This is a genomic window from Intestinimonas butyriciproducens (assembly GCF_004154955.1).
Classification (GTDB): Bacteria; Bacillota; Clostridia; order Oscillospirales; family Oscillospiraceae; genus Intestinimonas; species Intestinimonas butyriciproducens.
Genome location: NZ_CP011524.1, coordinates 2,691,639 through 2,705,561, shown reverse-complemented (window position 1 = coordinate 2,705,561; position 13,923 = coordinate 2,691,639). Strand labels below are relative to the sequence as shown.

Below are 13,923 nucleotides of genomic sequence, written 5' to 3'. Positions count from 1 at the left end.
ACAAACTGGAAGAACATGAGGAGGAATCCTATATCATGGAGCCCATACCCTTATCCCTGCCCATTCTGATGGATGGGGCCACCGGCACCGAACTGCAGAAGAGGGGCATGCCCCAGGGGGCTTGCACCGAGCAGTGGGCCCTGGAACACCCGGAGGCCCTGCTGGAGCTCCAGCGGAGCTATGTGGAGGCAGGGGCCGGCGTGCTGGTGACCCCGACGCTGGGGGCCAACCGGGGCGCGCTGGAGAGATTTGGACTGGAGGGGCATCTGGAGGAGTACAATCGGCGCCTCACCGCGCTCACCCGCCAAGCCGCGGCGGGCCGGGCCTTGGTGGCCGGGGATCTGGGACCCACCGGACAGGCCATCCCCCCCTATGGAGAGACCCCTTTTGAGGCGCTGGTGGACCTGTATGCCGAGCAGGCGGGCGTCCTGCTCTCCGCCGGGGTGGATCTCTTTTTGGTGGAGAGCGTCATGGCCATGGCGGAGGCCCGGGCCGCCGTACTGGGGATTCGAAAAGCCGGAGGGGACAAGCCTGTTCTGGTAACCTGCTATTGCGACGACGAGGGGCGCACTCCCACGGGTACGGACGTGCTGGCCTGTGCCATCGTGATGCAGGGCATGGGGGTGGCCGCTTTTGGCCTCAACTGTGTGGACCCTGCTGTGGCTGAAGAGCAGCTCACCCGTCTCCACCTCTATACGGATATGCCCCTCATTGCCGAGCCCAGCGCCGGCCTGCCGGAGACCTTGTCGGATGGAACGCCGGCCTATCAGGACAATGCCGGGGAATTCGCCAAACGGGTCCCGAGCTGGGCGGCGGCGGGTGTGCGCATCTTCGGCGGCTGTTGCGGCACCAACCCGGGCCATATCCGGGCGATGCGGGAAGCGTTGGAGCAGATCGATTTTTCCGCGTTTCCACCGGTGGCGAAGGACCCGGACGTGATCCCCTGTGCCAGCGAGAAGGAGGCCCGGTTCATCACTCCGGACGTGGATGTGGGAGAGACCATCGAGTGTACCCCCGATCTGGTGGAGGATATCCTGGAGGCGGAGGAGGAGAGACCGGTGGGGGCGCTCCGTATCGCCATCCTGGAAGAAGATGATCTGGAGATCTTCGCCGAGGAGCAGTACGCCATCAAGGACGCCCTTTGTCTCTGGTCCGATGTGCCGGAGCTGATGGAGGGGGCTCTGCGGGTCTATCAGGGCCGGGCCTTTTACGACGGCACCGCCGAACTGGAGCCGGAGGTGCTGGAACGGCTTTCCAGACTCTATGGGCTCATCGTACTCTAAAAAGCAGCCTCTGATTTTGTGGTGTCAAAAAGCCTCAACGAGAGAAAAAACTTGCCATCATGGCGTTTCCGCCTGTTAATGTAAAGGGGGAAAACGATGGAACACAGAGGTACCGTTCCAATCGATACAAAACGACTTCTGCTGAGACGGTTTACAGCGAATGATATTCAACACGCTTTTGATAATTGGACGAGTGACAGCAGAGTAACAGAATTCTTGAGATGGCCGGCGCATCGGGATATTACAGTTACGGAAACGGTTTTAAAAAGCTGGATTGAAAATTACAAGGATAAGACGTTTTATCAGTGGGGCATCGTTTTGAAAGAAATCGATGAGCCAATTGGAACCATATCCGTTGTGGATATGGAGGAAAAAACGAGCAAGGTCCATATTGGATATTGCATTGGGAGTAAGTGGTGGAATAAGGGATATACAAGCGAGGCGTTTTCTGGTATTATTCCATTTTTCTTCCATGAGGTGAAGGCCAAAAGAATCGAGTCCCAGCATGACCCTGAGAACCCGAATTCGGGTAAGGTGATGGAAAAATGCGGATTGTCATTTGAGGGAATTTTACGGAAGGCCGATTGGAGCAACAGAGGAATTGTAGATGCGGCTATGTATAGTCTGCTGGCAGAGGATTACGATAAGGCAACTGGATCAATCCCAATTTGCCCGGATGCATAAAATCAATGAAAAACGCTGTGCCTCTTTTTTAAGAAGCACAGCGTTTTTGGTTGGGAGCGGTCAACCACACTTGGAATAGCCGCAGTTCCGGCATGTGACGCAGCCGCCCTCATGCTCCAGCCGGCTGCCGCACTCGGGGCAGAACTTGGCCTGCTTGGCCTCGGCGGGGGTCATGGAGGGGCTTGGGGCCCCCTGGGGCCGGATGGGCTCCATCGGGGGCGGACAGGGGGGTATCTCCTGGTTTTTGGAGGCCTTCATGACCTTTTCAATGGCCTTGGCAATGGCGTCGGGACAGGAGGTGACGGCCATACCCTGCTGGCGGATGGTGGAGGGACAGCGGATGCCCTTGAGCTGACGGATCAGCTCGTCGCTGTCCACACCCGCCCGCAGGGCCACCGACATGAGCCGGGCCGTAGCCTCGGACTGCGAGGGGCAGCCGCCCGCCCGCCCGGTGTTGGTAAAGACCTCGCAGATACCCTGCTCGTCGTAATTGACGGTAATATACAGGTTACCGCAGCCGATCTTCACTTTTTCCGTGTAGCCCATGGTCACGTCGGGCCGGGGCCGGGGCATGATGGAGCCGTTGCGAAGGAGACATGCGGTGGAGTCGCAATTGGACTCCAGCAGCTTTTCCACGTGGTCGGGAAGGGGCGCCGATCCGGACTCGGCAGGCTTGCCGTCGTTTACCTTGCCGATGTTCAGCACCTGCTCGTCCCGGGAGCCGTCCCGGTAGATGGTGGTGCCCTTGCACCCCAGCTCATAGGCCAGGCGGTAGACCTCGGCGACCTCTTCCCGGGTGGCGGAATTGGGGAAGTTCACCGTCTTGGAGACCGCGTTGTCGGTGTACTCCTGGAACGCGGCCTGCATTTTCACATGCCAGATGGGGGAGACGTCGTGGGCGCAGACAAAAATCCGGCGGATATCCTCCGGAACGCCGGGGACATGGGCCAGGGTGCCCTTCTCCACGATCTCCCGCATGAGGGCATCGGAGAAAAGTCCGCGCTCCGCCAGCTTGTCCTTCAGGATCTGGTTGGTCTCGATCAGGTGGGTGTTGTCCATCACGTTGCGGATGTAAGCATAGGCAAAAACGGGCTCCACGCCGGAGGAGACGCCGGCAATGATGGACAGGGTGCCGGTGGGAGCGATGGTGGTAACAGTGGCGTTGCGGAGAGGCGTGCCGTCCCGATAGACGCTTTCGGCGAACAGGGGGAAGGCGCCCCGGGTCTCGGCCAGCCGCTGGCTCTCCTGATGGCCGATGGTCTGCACCAGCTCCATGACGGTTTTGGCCATGGAGACTCCCGCGTCGGAGTTGTAGGGGATGCCCATGTAGAGGAGCATATCCGCAAATCCCATGACCCCCAGGCCGATCTTCCGGGTCAGTTTGGTCACCCTGTCAATTTCCGGCAGGGGATACTGATTGACCTCAATCACGTTATCCAGGAAATGGACGGCAGCCCGAATGGTCTTTTCCAGCTTGCCGCGGTCCAGTGTATAGCCCTCTGCGGTCTGCCTGAGGTGGTTGACCAGATTGATGGAGCCCAAGTTGCACGCCTCATAGGGCAGCAGAGGCTGCTCTCCGCAGGGGTTGGTGGACTCGATTTCCCCCTGTCCGGGGCAGGGGTTGTCTCGATTCAAGCGATCCAGGAAGATGATGCCGGGTTCACCCGTCTGCCAGGCGGAGTTGACAATGGCCTCGAACACCGCCCGGGCGTTGAGCTGTCCGGTAATCTTCTTGGATGCGGGGTCCACAAGATCAAAGCTCCCTCCGGACTCCACAGCGGCCATGAAGGCCTCGGTAAGACCAACGGAGATGTTGAAGTTGGTAATCTCCTTGGTGTCGTTCTTGCAGGTGATAAAGTCCATGATATCGGGGTGGTCCACCCGGAGAATGCCCATATTGGCCCCCCGGCGGGTGCCGCCCTGCTTCACCGCCTCGGTGGCGGCGTTGAAGACCTTCATAAAGGAGATGGGGCCGCTGGCAACACCCCCGGTGGAGTTTACCGTGGAGCCCTTGGCCCGCAGCCGGGAGAAGGAAAAACCGGTGCCGCCGCCGGACTTGTGGATCAAGGCGGCGTTCTTGATGGCGTCGAAGATGTGCTCCATGGAGTCCTCCACCGGAAGCACGAAGCAGGCCGAGAGCTGTCCCAACGGACGGCCGGCGTTCATGAGGGTGGGGGAGTTGGGGAGAAAGTCCAGGCTGGTCATCAGGTCATAAAAGGCTTTGGCCGTGGACGCCACATCGGCCTTGGGGTCGAAGCGCGCATCGGCTGCGGCGACCGCGTCCGCCACCCGGTGAAAAAGCTCGTCCACCGTCTCAACAGGCTCTCCGTGCTCGTCACGGATCAGATAGCGCCGCTCTAGGACGGCGCGGGCATTTTCGGAAATGGGCATATATCTCGCTCCTCTTTTGTGGGATGAATCCTGCGGATGTACACCAGATATTGTATCATGGAAAACACTGTTGTCAATATATCGTTGTGTAGAAAAAAGAAGGGTCTGAAAAGGAATGCGCCCCGAAGTCCTTGGGGGAAGGGAGAAGAGGGGACAGAGAAAAAATTTGCGGCCCTCCTCCTGAAGAAACAGAGGAAGGCCGCAGCAGGTGCAGACTGTAAGGTCGGCGGCCGGACTTGAGCCCGTTCAGTCCTCCTCCGCCAGGCGTGCCAGGGGCAGGACCATCGTCATCCGGGTGCCGATCCCCTCCCGGGAGAGGACTTCAAACCAGCCGCCGTGGCGTTCCACGATCCATTTGGCGATGGCCAGGCCCAGGCCGGTGCCGCCGGTCTGGCGGGCCCGGGACTGATCGGTGCGGAAAAAGCGGTCAAAAATATGCGGGAGGCTTTCAGCGTCGATGCCCTGGCCCTCATCCTGGACAGAGAGGCGGGCAAGGCTCTCGTCCGCCTCCACCCGGAGGGTGATCCGGCCTCCGGCGGGGGTATATTTGATGCTGTTGTCCACCAGGACCCGGAGACACTGCTTGATGAGCCCGAGGTCGGCGTGGACGGGTACGGGGCCGGTGGACCACTGCGCGGAGAAGAGATGGGTCTGATCGATCATCTCTGTCTCTTTGAGGACCTGGGCGGCCACCTCCGTAAGGTCAAAGTCCGTCTGGTCGATGCGCATGGAATCATTGTCCCCCCGGGCCAGAAAGAGAAGCTGCTCCACCAGCTCCTTCATGGCGTCGGCCTCGGAACGGATGGCGTCGATGGCCTCCTGCATGGTGTCGGGGTCATCCTTGCCCCATCGGTCCAGGAGATTGGCATAACCCTGGATGACAGAGATGGGGGTCCGGAGCTCGTGAGAGGCGTCGGAGACGAAGCGCATCTGAGAGCGATAGGCCTCATTGATGCGGTCCAGCATGGCATTGATGGCCTGGGCCAAGGTCTTGAGCTCCTTCTGGGTGCCGCTGACCGGAATGCGCTTATCCAAGTGGGTGGCGTTGATCTCATCCAGCCTTCCCGCCAGAGCGGAGAGCTCCTCCGGAGACATGGAGGAGGCGTTTCCCAGCCGGGTGGCCGCAGCGGCCAGCTCCTGAATGGGTTTGAGGGTGCGCCTGATGGTGCCCGCGTTTTTAAACAGATTGCACAACAGACTCACCAATTGGCAGATAAGCAGCACCCGCCCGGCAAAGACCGCCAAGGTGACCTGGTGCTCCAGATCCAGGGTGATGGCGTAGGGTTCGCCGTTGTTGGGCAGGGCGACGGTGTAGGTCACGTCCCGGCCCGGATGAGAGGTCCAGGGGCCGAAGAAGAAGGGGGCGGCGCCCAGATCCAGGGTGCGCAGGCTCCCGGAGAGCGGGTCGTCGCGGAGAGAACCCAGGTTGAAATACGCACCGTTGAGGAGAAAGCCGGCCCGGTCTGGGGGCTCGGTCAGTGCGGACACGGTATAGTCCCCGGCGGCCATCCAGACGGTGGCCTCGGCAGAGGGCACACCGCGCTCCTCCACCAGGGCGGACACATCGGCACACTGCCGGTCGGCCCAGAGCAGGACGCCTCCCCCGGTCAGCAGCAGGAGGAGAAGGTCCATAAAGACATAGATGCCCAGCAGACGCAGGAAAAGACGCAGGTTCAGCCGCAGGACGATGGAGGATTTTACCCGCCCCCGGGGCTTTTGGCTTTGTTTTGACGGCATGGCGGACGCCTCCCTTGCGGAGCGGGGTGGAGTGTGCTACTCGGTCAGCGCGTCCAGCACCGGGGAGAGCTGCTCCGCGCTCACCCAGTCGCCGCCTTTGGCAAAGGCCTCCTGCATGGCGCGCGCGCCCTCGTCCTCGGCGGACGCTTTGGAGACCATTCTGGACATCAGAGACATCATGGGTCGATAGAGACCCGTGAGCCGCTCCGGGGCGTAGCCGCCCCGGAGGTAGAAAAAGGGGAGGTTCTCCAGATGATTTTGGGCGCGGACCTGATCGGTGTATGCCGTCCCGGCAGGGCTCATGCCGACGGCGCACACCGCCTGCACCTTGTAGCGGGCCCGGGCCTTTCGGAGGCCTTTGATCCCACCTGCGCACAGCCAGCCCAGATAGAGAACCGCCGCGCCCCGGTCCGGGCCGGGCACGGCGCCCAGCGCAAAGCAGGGCAGGCCGGTCCGCTCTGAGAGAAGATCGGCGTATCGGCGGGTAAAACCGGTGGCGGAGGCATATACGATGGCGGACGGGCTCATGACGCATCCTCCTCCCGGACCACATAGCCCACGCCCCGGACCGTGTGGATGATCTTTACACCGAACTTTTCGTCGATCTTGGACCGGAGAAAGCGGATGTATACGTCCACGGCGTTGGTTTCCCCGGCGAAGTCGAAGCCCCAGACATGGTCCAGAAGGGATTCCCGGGAGATGACCTTCTCCTTGTTTTCCAACAGATAGTGCAGTAGGTCGAATTCCCGCCGGGTGAGCTCCACGGGAGCGCCCCTCACCGTTACCTCGTGGCGCTCGGTGTCCATGACCAGGGCGCCGCAGGTGAGCTTGGGGGCCTCCGCCGGGGCGGAGGGCCGCTTGCGCAGGGCCGCCCGGATGCGGGCCAGCAGCTCTTCGATGGCGAAGGGTTTGGTGATATAGTCGTCCGCCCCGGAGTCCAGGCCGGACACCTTGTCCACCACTGTGTCCCGGGCGGTGAGCATGATAACAGGCGCCTGGCTTTCCCGCCGCAGACGGCGGAGCACCTCCATGCCGGACATGCCTGGGAGCATGATGTCCAGCAAGATCAGATCGTGTTCCCCTGAGAGGGCCCGCTCCAGGCCCGTTCGGCCGTCGAAGGCCTTTTCTACCTCGTAGCCCTCATATCGGAGCTCCAGCTCCACCATCCGGGCCAGCTTTTCCTCGTCCTCGATGAGCAGGATTTTTTCCGCCAAGGGACAAGCCTCCTTTCAAAAACACCGTCATCGCCTGCGGCCGCGCCCTCGCCCCTGAAGCGCAGCACGGATCTTGTCCCGCACGGCTGCCGCCTTGGAGGAGAGCCGGGCCGTAGCCCGATCCATGGTCTCCCGGTCCAGATCCGGCCCGCCGAAGCGATAGCGGAAGCCCAGCACCAGCCCCAGGGCCAGTACGAGCGCCGTGATCCAGAAAAAGAAGACCAGGAGCAGCAGAAGGATCAGCAGGGGCATGGAGGTCACCCGCCTGCCCCGGCGGCGGATCTCCAGATAGTTCTCTACGCTCCGCCGGGCCAGATCCCGCAGGGCTGCGGCCAGGCCCGGCGGGGAGAGATCCTCTTGGGTCCGCCGCCAGCCGCCCGTACGGCGCCCTCCCGCATTGGCGACGGGAAGGGCGGAGGCGGGACCTGTGCTGCCCTGGGGCCGGGTGGTATAAAATCCACCTCGGGCTGGGGGCCGGGCGCTGCCCTGCCGCTCCAGCTCCAGAAGGGCCTCCAGCAGGTCCCCGTTCCGGCGCTCTAGGGCAGAGAGCGCGGCGATCTCGTCCGCGCCGGAGGCTGCGCAGAGCCTTTTCACTTGTTCCGGCGTTGCGGTCATGAGAGCGGCCCCTCCTTCCCAGCTTGTTATGGACAGTATACCCCAACGGAGACAAAAAGGGAATTTACAAAGTCTTTAAAACAGATTAAATTATATCCGAGAATTCTGCGGAGGACAAGCCGGGGTTTACCGTGCCGGGCGGGGTATGCTATAATAACAGGAGAACATCCGCTTTGAATCGTTGGAAGAGGAGGCGCGGAGGAGATGAAAAAGAAAATTCTGGCGGCCCTGTGCGCCGCCATACTGCTGCTGGGGCTGGCGCTTCAGGCCGCGGCCGCCGGCGAGGATTGGGACGCAAACGTGATCTTCCTGGGACTCAACGACAGCCCCATGCCCCTCAACGACAGCACCATGCCCATCCGGGTGGGCGGGACCATCTATGTCCCCTACACCACCTTTGTGGCCAATCAGAACGGCGGGATCAAGCTGGGCGTATTTGACGGGGGACAGAACAAGACCCAGAATACGCTCACGCTCTTCAACAGTGACGCGAAAAATCTGACCTTTGACCTGCGGACCGGGGTATCCTATGATTACTATCCGGACGGAGAGCGGAAGACGCCCACCGCCATTATCCGCAATGGGCAGATCTATGTCTCGGCCAGCTCCACCTGCGCCTATTTCGGGCTGGAGTGTACCCAGGGCAACATTGTTTTCGGAACAAAATATTACCCCTATATCCGCATCCACAACGCAGACGCCAGCCTCAGCGACCAGCAGTTCCGGGGGTCGGTGACCACCCCTTACCTCATCCAGCTTCAAAACTACTACCGCACCGTCACGGCCCAGACCGGCGGGGAGCCCGGGGGCGAATCCACGCCGCCCTCCGCCGTCCTGCCCACGCCTGCGCCGGGCAGCCAGGACGAGCGGGCGGTGCGGGTCTACCTGGCCCTCCGCTGTGATACAGGGGAGGCGGGAGAGGCGGTGCTGGACGCGCTGGCCCGGGAGGGCAGAGCGGCGCTGCTCCTGTTCCCGGCGGACCGGCTGGCGCAGCGGGACGACCTGATCCGCCGGGCCATGGGGGAGGGGCATGTCATCGGCCTGTTCACACAGGCGGACACGCCTGCGGCGGCCCGGGAGGAGCTGCAGGCCGCCAATGAGCTTCTGGCCCATATCGGAAGGACCTACGCCCGGATTGTGCTGGCGGAGGACCGGACGGTGGCCGATGCGCTGGAGGCTGAGGGCTGGCTGTGCTGGCGTGGGAACCTGAGCGGCCTGCCGGAGGGGAGAGGGAGCGGAACGGTCTACAACGAGCTCCTCGGGGCATTGGAGGACAGGGAGAACACGGCGCGCATCACGCTGGACGACAGCGCCGCGTCTGCCGCGGTGCTGGGCCGGCTGCTGACCACCCTGCGGGAAGACCGCTATGATTACCGCGTGGCGGTGGAGACGGAATTTTAATTGAGGGGGCGCACCATGAGACAGCGATACTTTGACAGCGCGGCCACAACCCGGCCCAAAGCGCCCGGCGTATCGGAGGCCGCGGCGGACTTCCTGGACCGGGTATGCTGCAACATCGGCCGCGGCGACTACCAGAACGCCTATGACGCGGCAAATGTGGCGCTGGAGGTGCGGGAGAAGCTCTGCACACTTCTGGGGGGGCCGGCCCCCCAGAATGTGATCTTCACGCCCGGCTGCACCCACTCTCTCAACTATGTGATTAAGGGCCTCCTGGAGCCCGGGGACCGGGCGGCCGTCTCCACCATGGAGCATAACGCCGTGCTGCGTCCGCTGAAACAGATGGAGCGCTGGGGCGTGGCGGTGGACTACCTGCCCTGCAGCGAACAGGGAGAACTGCTTTTGGAACAGGTGGAGGGGCGCCTGACGGAGCGGACAAGGCTTGTGGTGCTCACCCACGCCTCCAACGTGTGCGGCACCCGGATGCCCATTGAGGCGGTAGGAAAACTGTGCCGGGAGCGGGGCATCTTCTTTTGTGTGGACGCCGCCCAGAGCGCTGGTCTGCTCCCCATCGATATGGATGCCATGGGTATCGACGCGCTGGCCTTCCCTGCCCATAAGGGGTTGATGGGACCGCAGGGACTGGGGGGCTTACTCCTCACCGACGCCCTGGCAGAGCGGCTCACACCTCTCATTGCGGGGGGGACGGGGAGTCTTTCGGACCTGGAGAGTATGCCCGGCTTCCTTCCGGACCGGTTTGAAGCGGGCACACTGAATCTTCCCGGGATTTACGGGCTCCGGGCCGCGCTGGACTGGGGCGCCGCCCAGGGCTGGGAGAACCTGCGCCGGCGGGAGAAGAGGCTGACCGGCCATCTCATCGCCCGAATGCGGGAGATGGAGGAGGACGGATTGCGGGTGCTGGGGACGCTGGACGCCGAACGCCAGGTGGGTGTGGTATCGGTGGATTTTCCGGGCCTGGACAATGCCGAGGCCGCCTTCCGCCTGGAAAAGGAGTTCGGCATACAGGCTCGGTGCGGCCTTCACTGCGCCCCGCTGGCCCATAAGACCCTGGGGACCTTCCCACAGGGAACGGTCCGCTTTTCCGTGAACCCCCTCACCCGGTTCGAGGATATCGACTACCTTCAGGCCGCCGTGTGCGAGGTCATGGGGATATGAGAATACAAATGCGTGTGCGCGCCGGGGCGTAAAAAGGCTCCGCCGGTCCCCTGATCGACAGGGGGCCGGCGGAGTTCATCATATTGTTTGTAAATGCCTTGCCGGGCGGTGGGGGATGTCCTGCGGTCTACCATCCGGTCCCAACCAGCCGGCCGTGCCAGCCGTCGTCCTCCAGGGTGATGTAACCGCAGCGGTAGTATTCCAGCGCGCCTTCGGGGACGGCGGGGTCTTCGCCGGTATAATCTCCGGTGTTGCCGGCCATGGACCAGCCCAGGGCGTATTCATTCTGGGGGACGAACACCGTCGTCAGATAGAAACAGTAGGTGCGCTCGTCGATCTCTCCCCGCTCCCGCATAGAGGAGGTGGTCTCCTCGGCCTCCTCTACGCTGGTCAGCACGAAGGAGTAGCAGAGCTTGCTGCCCGCTGAGGCCTGGAGGTGGATGCGCTCGAAGGCATCCACATAGACCGCGGCGGCCTCCAGGTAGCCCTGTCCCACGTCCGGAACGACGATGCTTTGGTGGTCATACCCGCCGCCCAGCGCGGTATACTCCGCCTCGTCAAACCAGCCGCGCAGCATCTCATAGGCGGAGTCATCCTCCATTTCCGGCTTGAGCCACCGCGTGCCGGCAGGGTCGCTGAAGCAAACCTCGTCCGCGCCGTCGTAGGCGGTCATGGTCCACCCGTCGGCGCCGGAGAGAGTCACGGCGTCCCTGTCGTCGTATGGGCCGTTCTCTTCCGCGGCCGCCCAGGAGAGGGCTTGCAGGGAGTTGAAATAATAGACCGCGTTCGACTCAGACCAGCAGTCGTCATAGGTCCCGATTTCATCGCCGTTGCGGGTCAGACACAGCGTCAGAGGGGCTCCTCTCTGTACGCCGCCCAGGGGCCCGGCGGTCGCCTCGGGGGTGGGAGCGGGGAGGGGAGCGGTCTCCTCATCCACGGTGAAGCTTTCGGCCATGGCCTGGAGGACGTCGGGCTCTATGGCGGTATAGGGGTAGCCGGAGATATTCTGCGCCTGCCACTCAATGCGCACCTGGTAGCTGCCGCCGTCCGGGGCGTCATAGTAATAGTCCTCGATGTCGTACTCCCAATGCCGGACATGGGGGACGGCGCCCTCTATCTCGATCCAGCCCTGGCGGACCAGATAGTCCGCCTGTGTCCGGGCATCCTGGTCCTGTCTGTATACCGTCAGCGCGGAGCCGGTGCCGTAGCCGGACTGCCAGAGGTTGCCGCCCTCCGCCCGCTGCCACGCCTGCACGGGGATATAGAGGTACCAACCTTCTCCATCGCAGCGGTGGACCGGGAAGTTTCCCAGGCTCGCCGGTGCGCCAATCGAATCGGTCCAGTCCTCCACGTACAGGGGCAGGTCCAGTCCCTGGTCGTCCACATACCAGTCGTAAATGGCCTCCTCATAGCTGTTGTGATAGCCGTAAAAGTCCAGATTGTCGTTGACGGCCTGGTCGTAGAGGACGTCATAGCTGCCGTCGTCGTACCGCAGGGCCACCACATTGTGGCCGCCCTGCCCCTCCAGGTCGTACCAGCCGTCTTCCTCATACATGCCGCCCACCAGACTGATGTCATCCGCGTTGATCTGGACCAAGAAGTGGAAGGTCCATGCCTCCAGGGCCCCCTCCGGGGCCAGACCATCCACCTCGCCCTGCTGCTCCAGCCAGGCGAGCTTGGTTCCGGTGACGGCGGCCGTGGCCTCTCCGCCTTCCGCGGTATAGTAGACCGCGGTCTTGGCCGCGTCCATGGTCTGCCGGGCAAAATCTTCCATGCTGTCGTACCGCCCGCGGGTGCTCCCCTGGGGATTGGCGGCACAGGCCGCGGCCACCGCGATGCAGACCACGGCGGCCAGAAGCGCCGCCCACCGCTTCGGCGTCTTCCAGCTGACGAGATTTCGGATGCGGCTTTTGGTGTCCCCCTCTCCGAAGGCCAGGGGCATGCCGGCGATCCTCCGGCGGCCGGTGGCGAGGCGCAGCAGAGAGGTGGAGTAGTCCGCCCGGATCTGTTCGCCCAGCGCATGAACCACCGCCTCATCGCAGCTCATCTCCATATCCTTTCCGGACAGGAAGAACGCCGCCCAGACCAGGGGATTGAACCAGTGGATGCACAGCGCCGCGAAGGACAAGACCTTTACGATGTGGTCGCCTCTGCGGATATGGTGCTGCTCATGCCGGATGATATAGGCCTGCTCCCGCCCGCTCAGTGCGGAGGGAAGATAGATTCTGGGGCGGAAGAGGCCCATCACGAAGGGGGTGGGGATGTGGTCCGCCAGATAGATATTATCCCGCAGCGGCACGGCGCCGACCAGTCTGCGCCGTATTTTGAGGTAGGACGCCACGCTGTATGCGGCCATGGCCAGGATTCCCAGCAGCCAGAGCCAGGTGGCGATGGCCATCGGAGCCTCCAGAGGATCGGCCGTCGTCTGTTCTTCCCCCTTGGGGAGGACCTCGTTGACGGCGGTACGGACGGGCTCCACCGGGAACTGGACCTGGGGGTCCTCCGCATGGACGATGTCCGGCGGCACATACTCCACCGTGGTGGTATGAGGCGTAGCTGCCCGCGTGGGCATGTCCACCAGCCCCAGCAGGGAGAAGCCGGCGGAGAGGGAGACGGGACACAGGAGGCGGAATAGAACCACCGACCACAGGGCATAAGAAAACACTTTGGGTGCCCTCCGGAGCAGCAGACGGGCCAGGAGTACAAATAGAATCACGATGCCGGCCGTTACGCTCATGTTGAAAATACGGGGAAGCAGTTCATATGCGATCAAATTCGCCATGAAATATCACCTCCTGATCTGGTCGATCAACCTCTGGAGCTGGTCCAGGTCATCCTTTGACAACTTTTTTCTGGTGGTGAACGCGGTGAGGAACGCGGGGAGGGAGCCGGAGAAGGTTTCCTCCACAAACTGTTCGCTCTGTGCGGCATAAAACGCTTCTCTGGAGAGCAGCGAGGTGACAGTTCCGTCCTGATTTTGAAAAATGCCCCGCTGGCTCAGTCGTTTCAAAACCGTATAGGTTGTGGACTTTTTCCAGCTCAGTTCCTGCTCGGCCAGTTTGACCAGCGCCGTGGAGGCGATGGGCTCATTTTGCCAGATCAGGTCTGCGAAACGGGACTCCACCGCCCCCAGCTTGCAATCATTCAATAGGATCCCCTCCTTGGTCTACTTGCTGTCGTCCTATAGACAGTCTACACTGTGTAGTCCAAAGTGTCAAGAGAAATTGTAAAACAGCGGGTGCAAGTGGCATTCATAGGAATCGGATCCGATCAGCATGGGCACTGGTGCCCGGAGCTGGGCGGCGTGTCGGCCGCTGCGGCAAATCGCGTCCTGGCAGGGCTGGTCGATGGGAGAATGCTGGTCAAACGCCGGATGGCCGGACACAGGTTGGACCGCAAATCCTGCCCTCACAGGGCAGCAAAAA

11 protein-coding genes are annotated in these 13,923 nt (G+C 62.4%); 4 read left to right on the top strand and 7 right to left on the bottom strand.

Annotation, left to right across the window (positions count from 1 at the left end; translation table 11 throughout):
• Window positions 1-35: 35 nt before the first annotated feature.
• Together SRB521_RS13335 and SRB521_RS13330 are read left to right on the top strand one after the other, a co-directional pair.
• Window positions 36-1,283, top strand: a complete 1,248-nt coding sequence (locus tag SRB521_RS13335) for a homocysteine S-methyltransferase family protein (protein ID WP_033116594.1) — start codon at window positions 36-38, stop codon at window positions 1,281-1,283.
• Window positions 1,284-1,379: 96 nt separating this feature from the next.
• The gene (locus SRB521_RS13330) at window positions 1,380-1,967 is read left to right on the top strand and encodes a GNAT family N-acetyltransferase (RefSeq protein ID WP_058118356.1); all 588 of its coding nucleotides are present in this window, start codon (window positions 1,380-1,382) and stop codon (window positions 1,965-1,967) included.
• A 60-nt stretch (window positions 1,968-2,027) separates the two neighbouring features.
• On the opposite strand, the gene SRB521_RS13325 is transcribed toward SRB521_RS13330, so the two are convergent.
• From SRB521_RS13325 to SRB521_RS13305, 5 genes are all read right to left on the bottom strand, one after another.
• Window positions 2,028-4,358, bottom strand: a complete 2,331-nt coding sequence (locus SRB521_RS13325; RefSeq protein WP_116722191.1) for a vitamin B12-dependent ribonucleotide reductase — start codon at window positions 4,356-4,358, stop codon at window positions 2,028-2,030.
• Between the two features lie 246 nt (window positions 4,359-4,604).
• Window positions 4,605-6,095, bottom strand: coding sequence for a sensor histidine kinase (locus SRB521_RS13320; RefSeq protein WP_116722190.1), 1,491 nt, complete (start codon window positions 6,093-6,095; stop codon window positions 4,605-4,607).
• Window positions 6,096-6,131: 36 nt separating this feature from the next.
• Window positions 6,132-6,623 carry a hypothetical protein gene (locus SRB521_RS13315; RefSeq protein WP_116722189.1) on the bottom strand — a complete coding sequence of 164 codons (492 nt, stop codon included), beginning with the start codon at window positions 6,621-6,623 and terminating at the stop codon, window positions 6,132-6,134.
• Window positions 6,620-7,309, bottom strand: a complete 690-nt coding sequence (locus SRB521_RS13310; protein WP_075704536.1) for a response regulator transcription factor — start codon at window positions 7,307-7,309, stop codon at window positions 6,620-6,622. The genes SRB521_RS13315 and SRB521_RS13310 overlap by 4 nt, the downstream gene beginning before the upstream one ends.
• Before the next feature lie 27 nt (window positions 7,310-7,336).
• Window positions 7,337-7,924, bottom strand: a complete 588-nt coding sequence (locus SRB521_RS13305; RefSeq protein ID WP_075704535.1) for a hypothetical protein — start codon at window positions 7,922-7,924, stop codon at window positions 7,337-7,339.
• A 204-nt stretch (window positions 7,925-8,128) separates the two neighbouring features.
• Between SRB521_RS13305 and SRB521_RS13300 the strand changes: the two genes are divergently transcribed.
• Together SRB521_RS13300 and SRB521_RS13295 are read left to right on the top strand one after the other, a co-directional pair.
• Complete coding sequence (locus SRB521_RS13300; RefSeq protein WP_075704534.1) at window positions 8,129-9,325, top strand: polysaccharide deacetylase family protein; 1,197 nt, start codon at window positions 8,129-8,131, stop codon at window positions 9,323-9,325.
• Window positions 9,326-9,340: 15 nt separating this feature from the next.
• A complete protein-coding gene (locus SRB521_RS13295) occupies window positions 9,341-10,498 on the top strand; it encodes an aminotransferase class V-fold PLP-dependent enzyme (RefSeq protein ID WP_075704533.1) in 1,158 nt (385 codons plus the stop codon).
• A 127-nt stretch (window positions 10,499-10,625) separates the two neighbouring features.
• On the opposite strand, the gene SRB521_RS13290 is transcribed toward SRB521_RS13295, so the two are convergent.
• Window positions 10,626-13,280 carry a M56 family metallopeptidase gene (locus SRB521_RS13290; RefSeq protein ID WP_075704532.1) on the bottom strand — a complete coding sequence of 885 codons (2,655 nt, stop codon included), beginning with the start codon at window positions 13,278-13,280 and terminating at the stop codon, window positions 10,626-10,628.
• Between the two features lie 6 nt (window positions 13,281-13,286).
• Entirely contained in the window at window positions 13,287-13,646 is a 360-nt protein-coding gene (locus SRB521_RS13285) for a BlaI/MecI/CopY family transcriptional regulator (RefSeq protein ID WP_075704531.1), read from the bottom strand.
• Window positions 13,647-13,923: the final 277 nt, after the last annotated feature.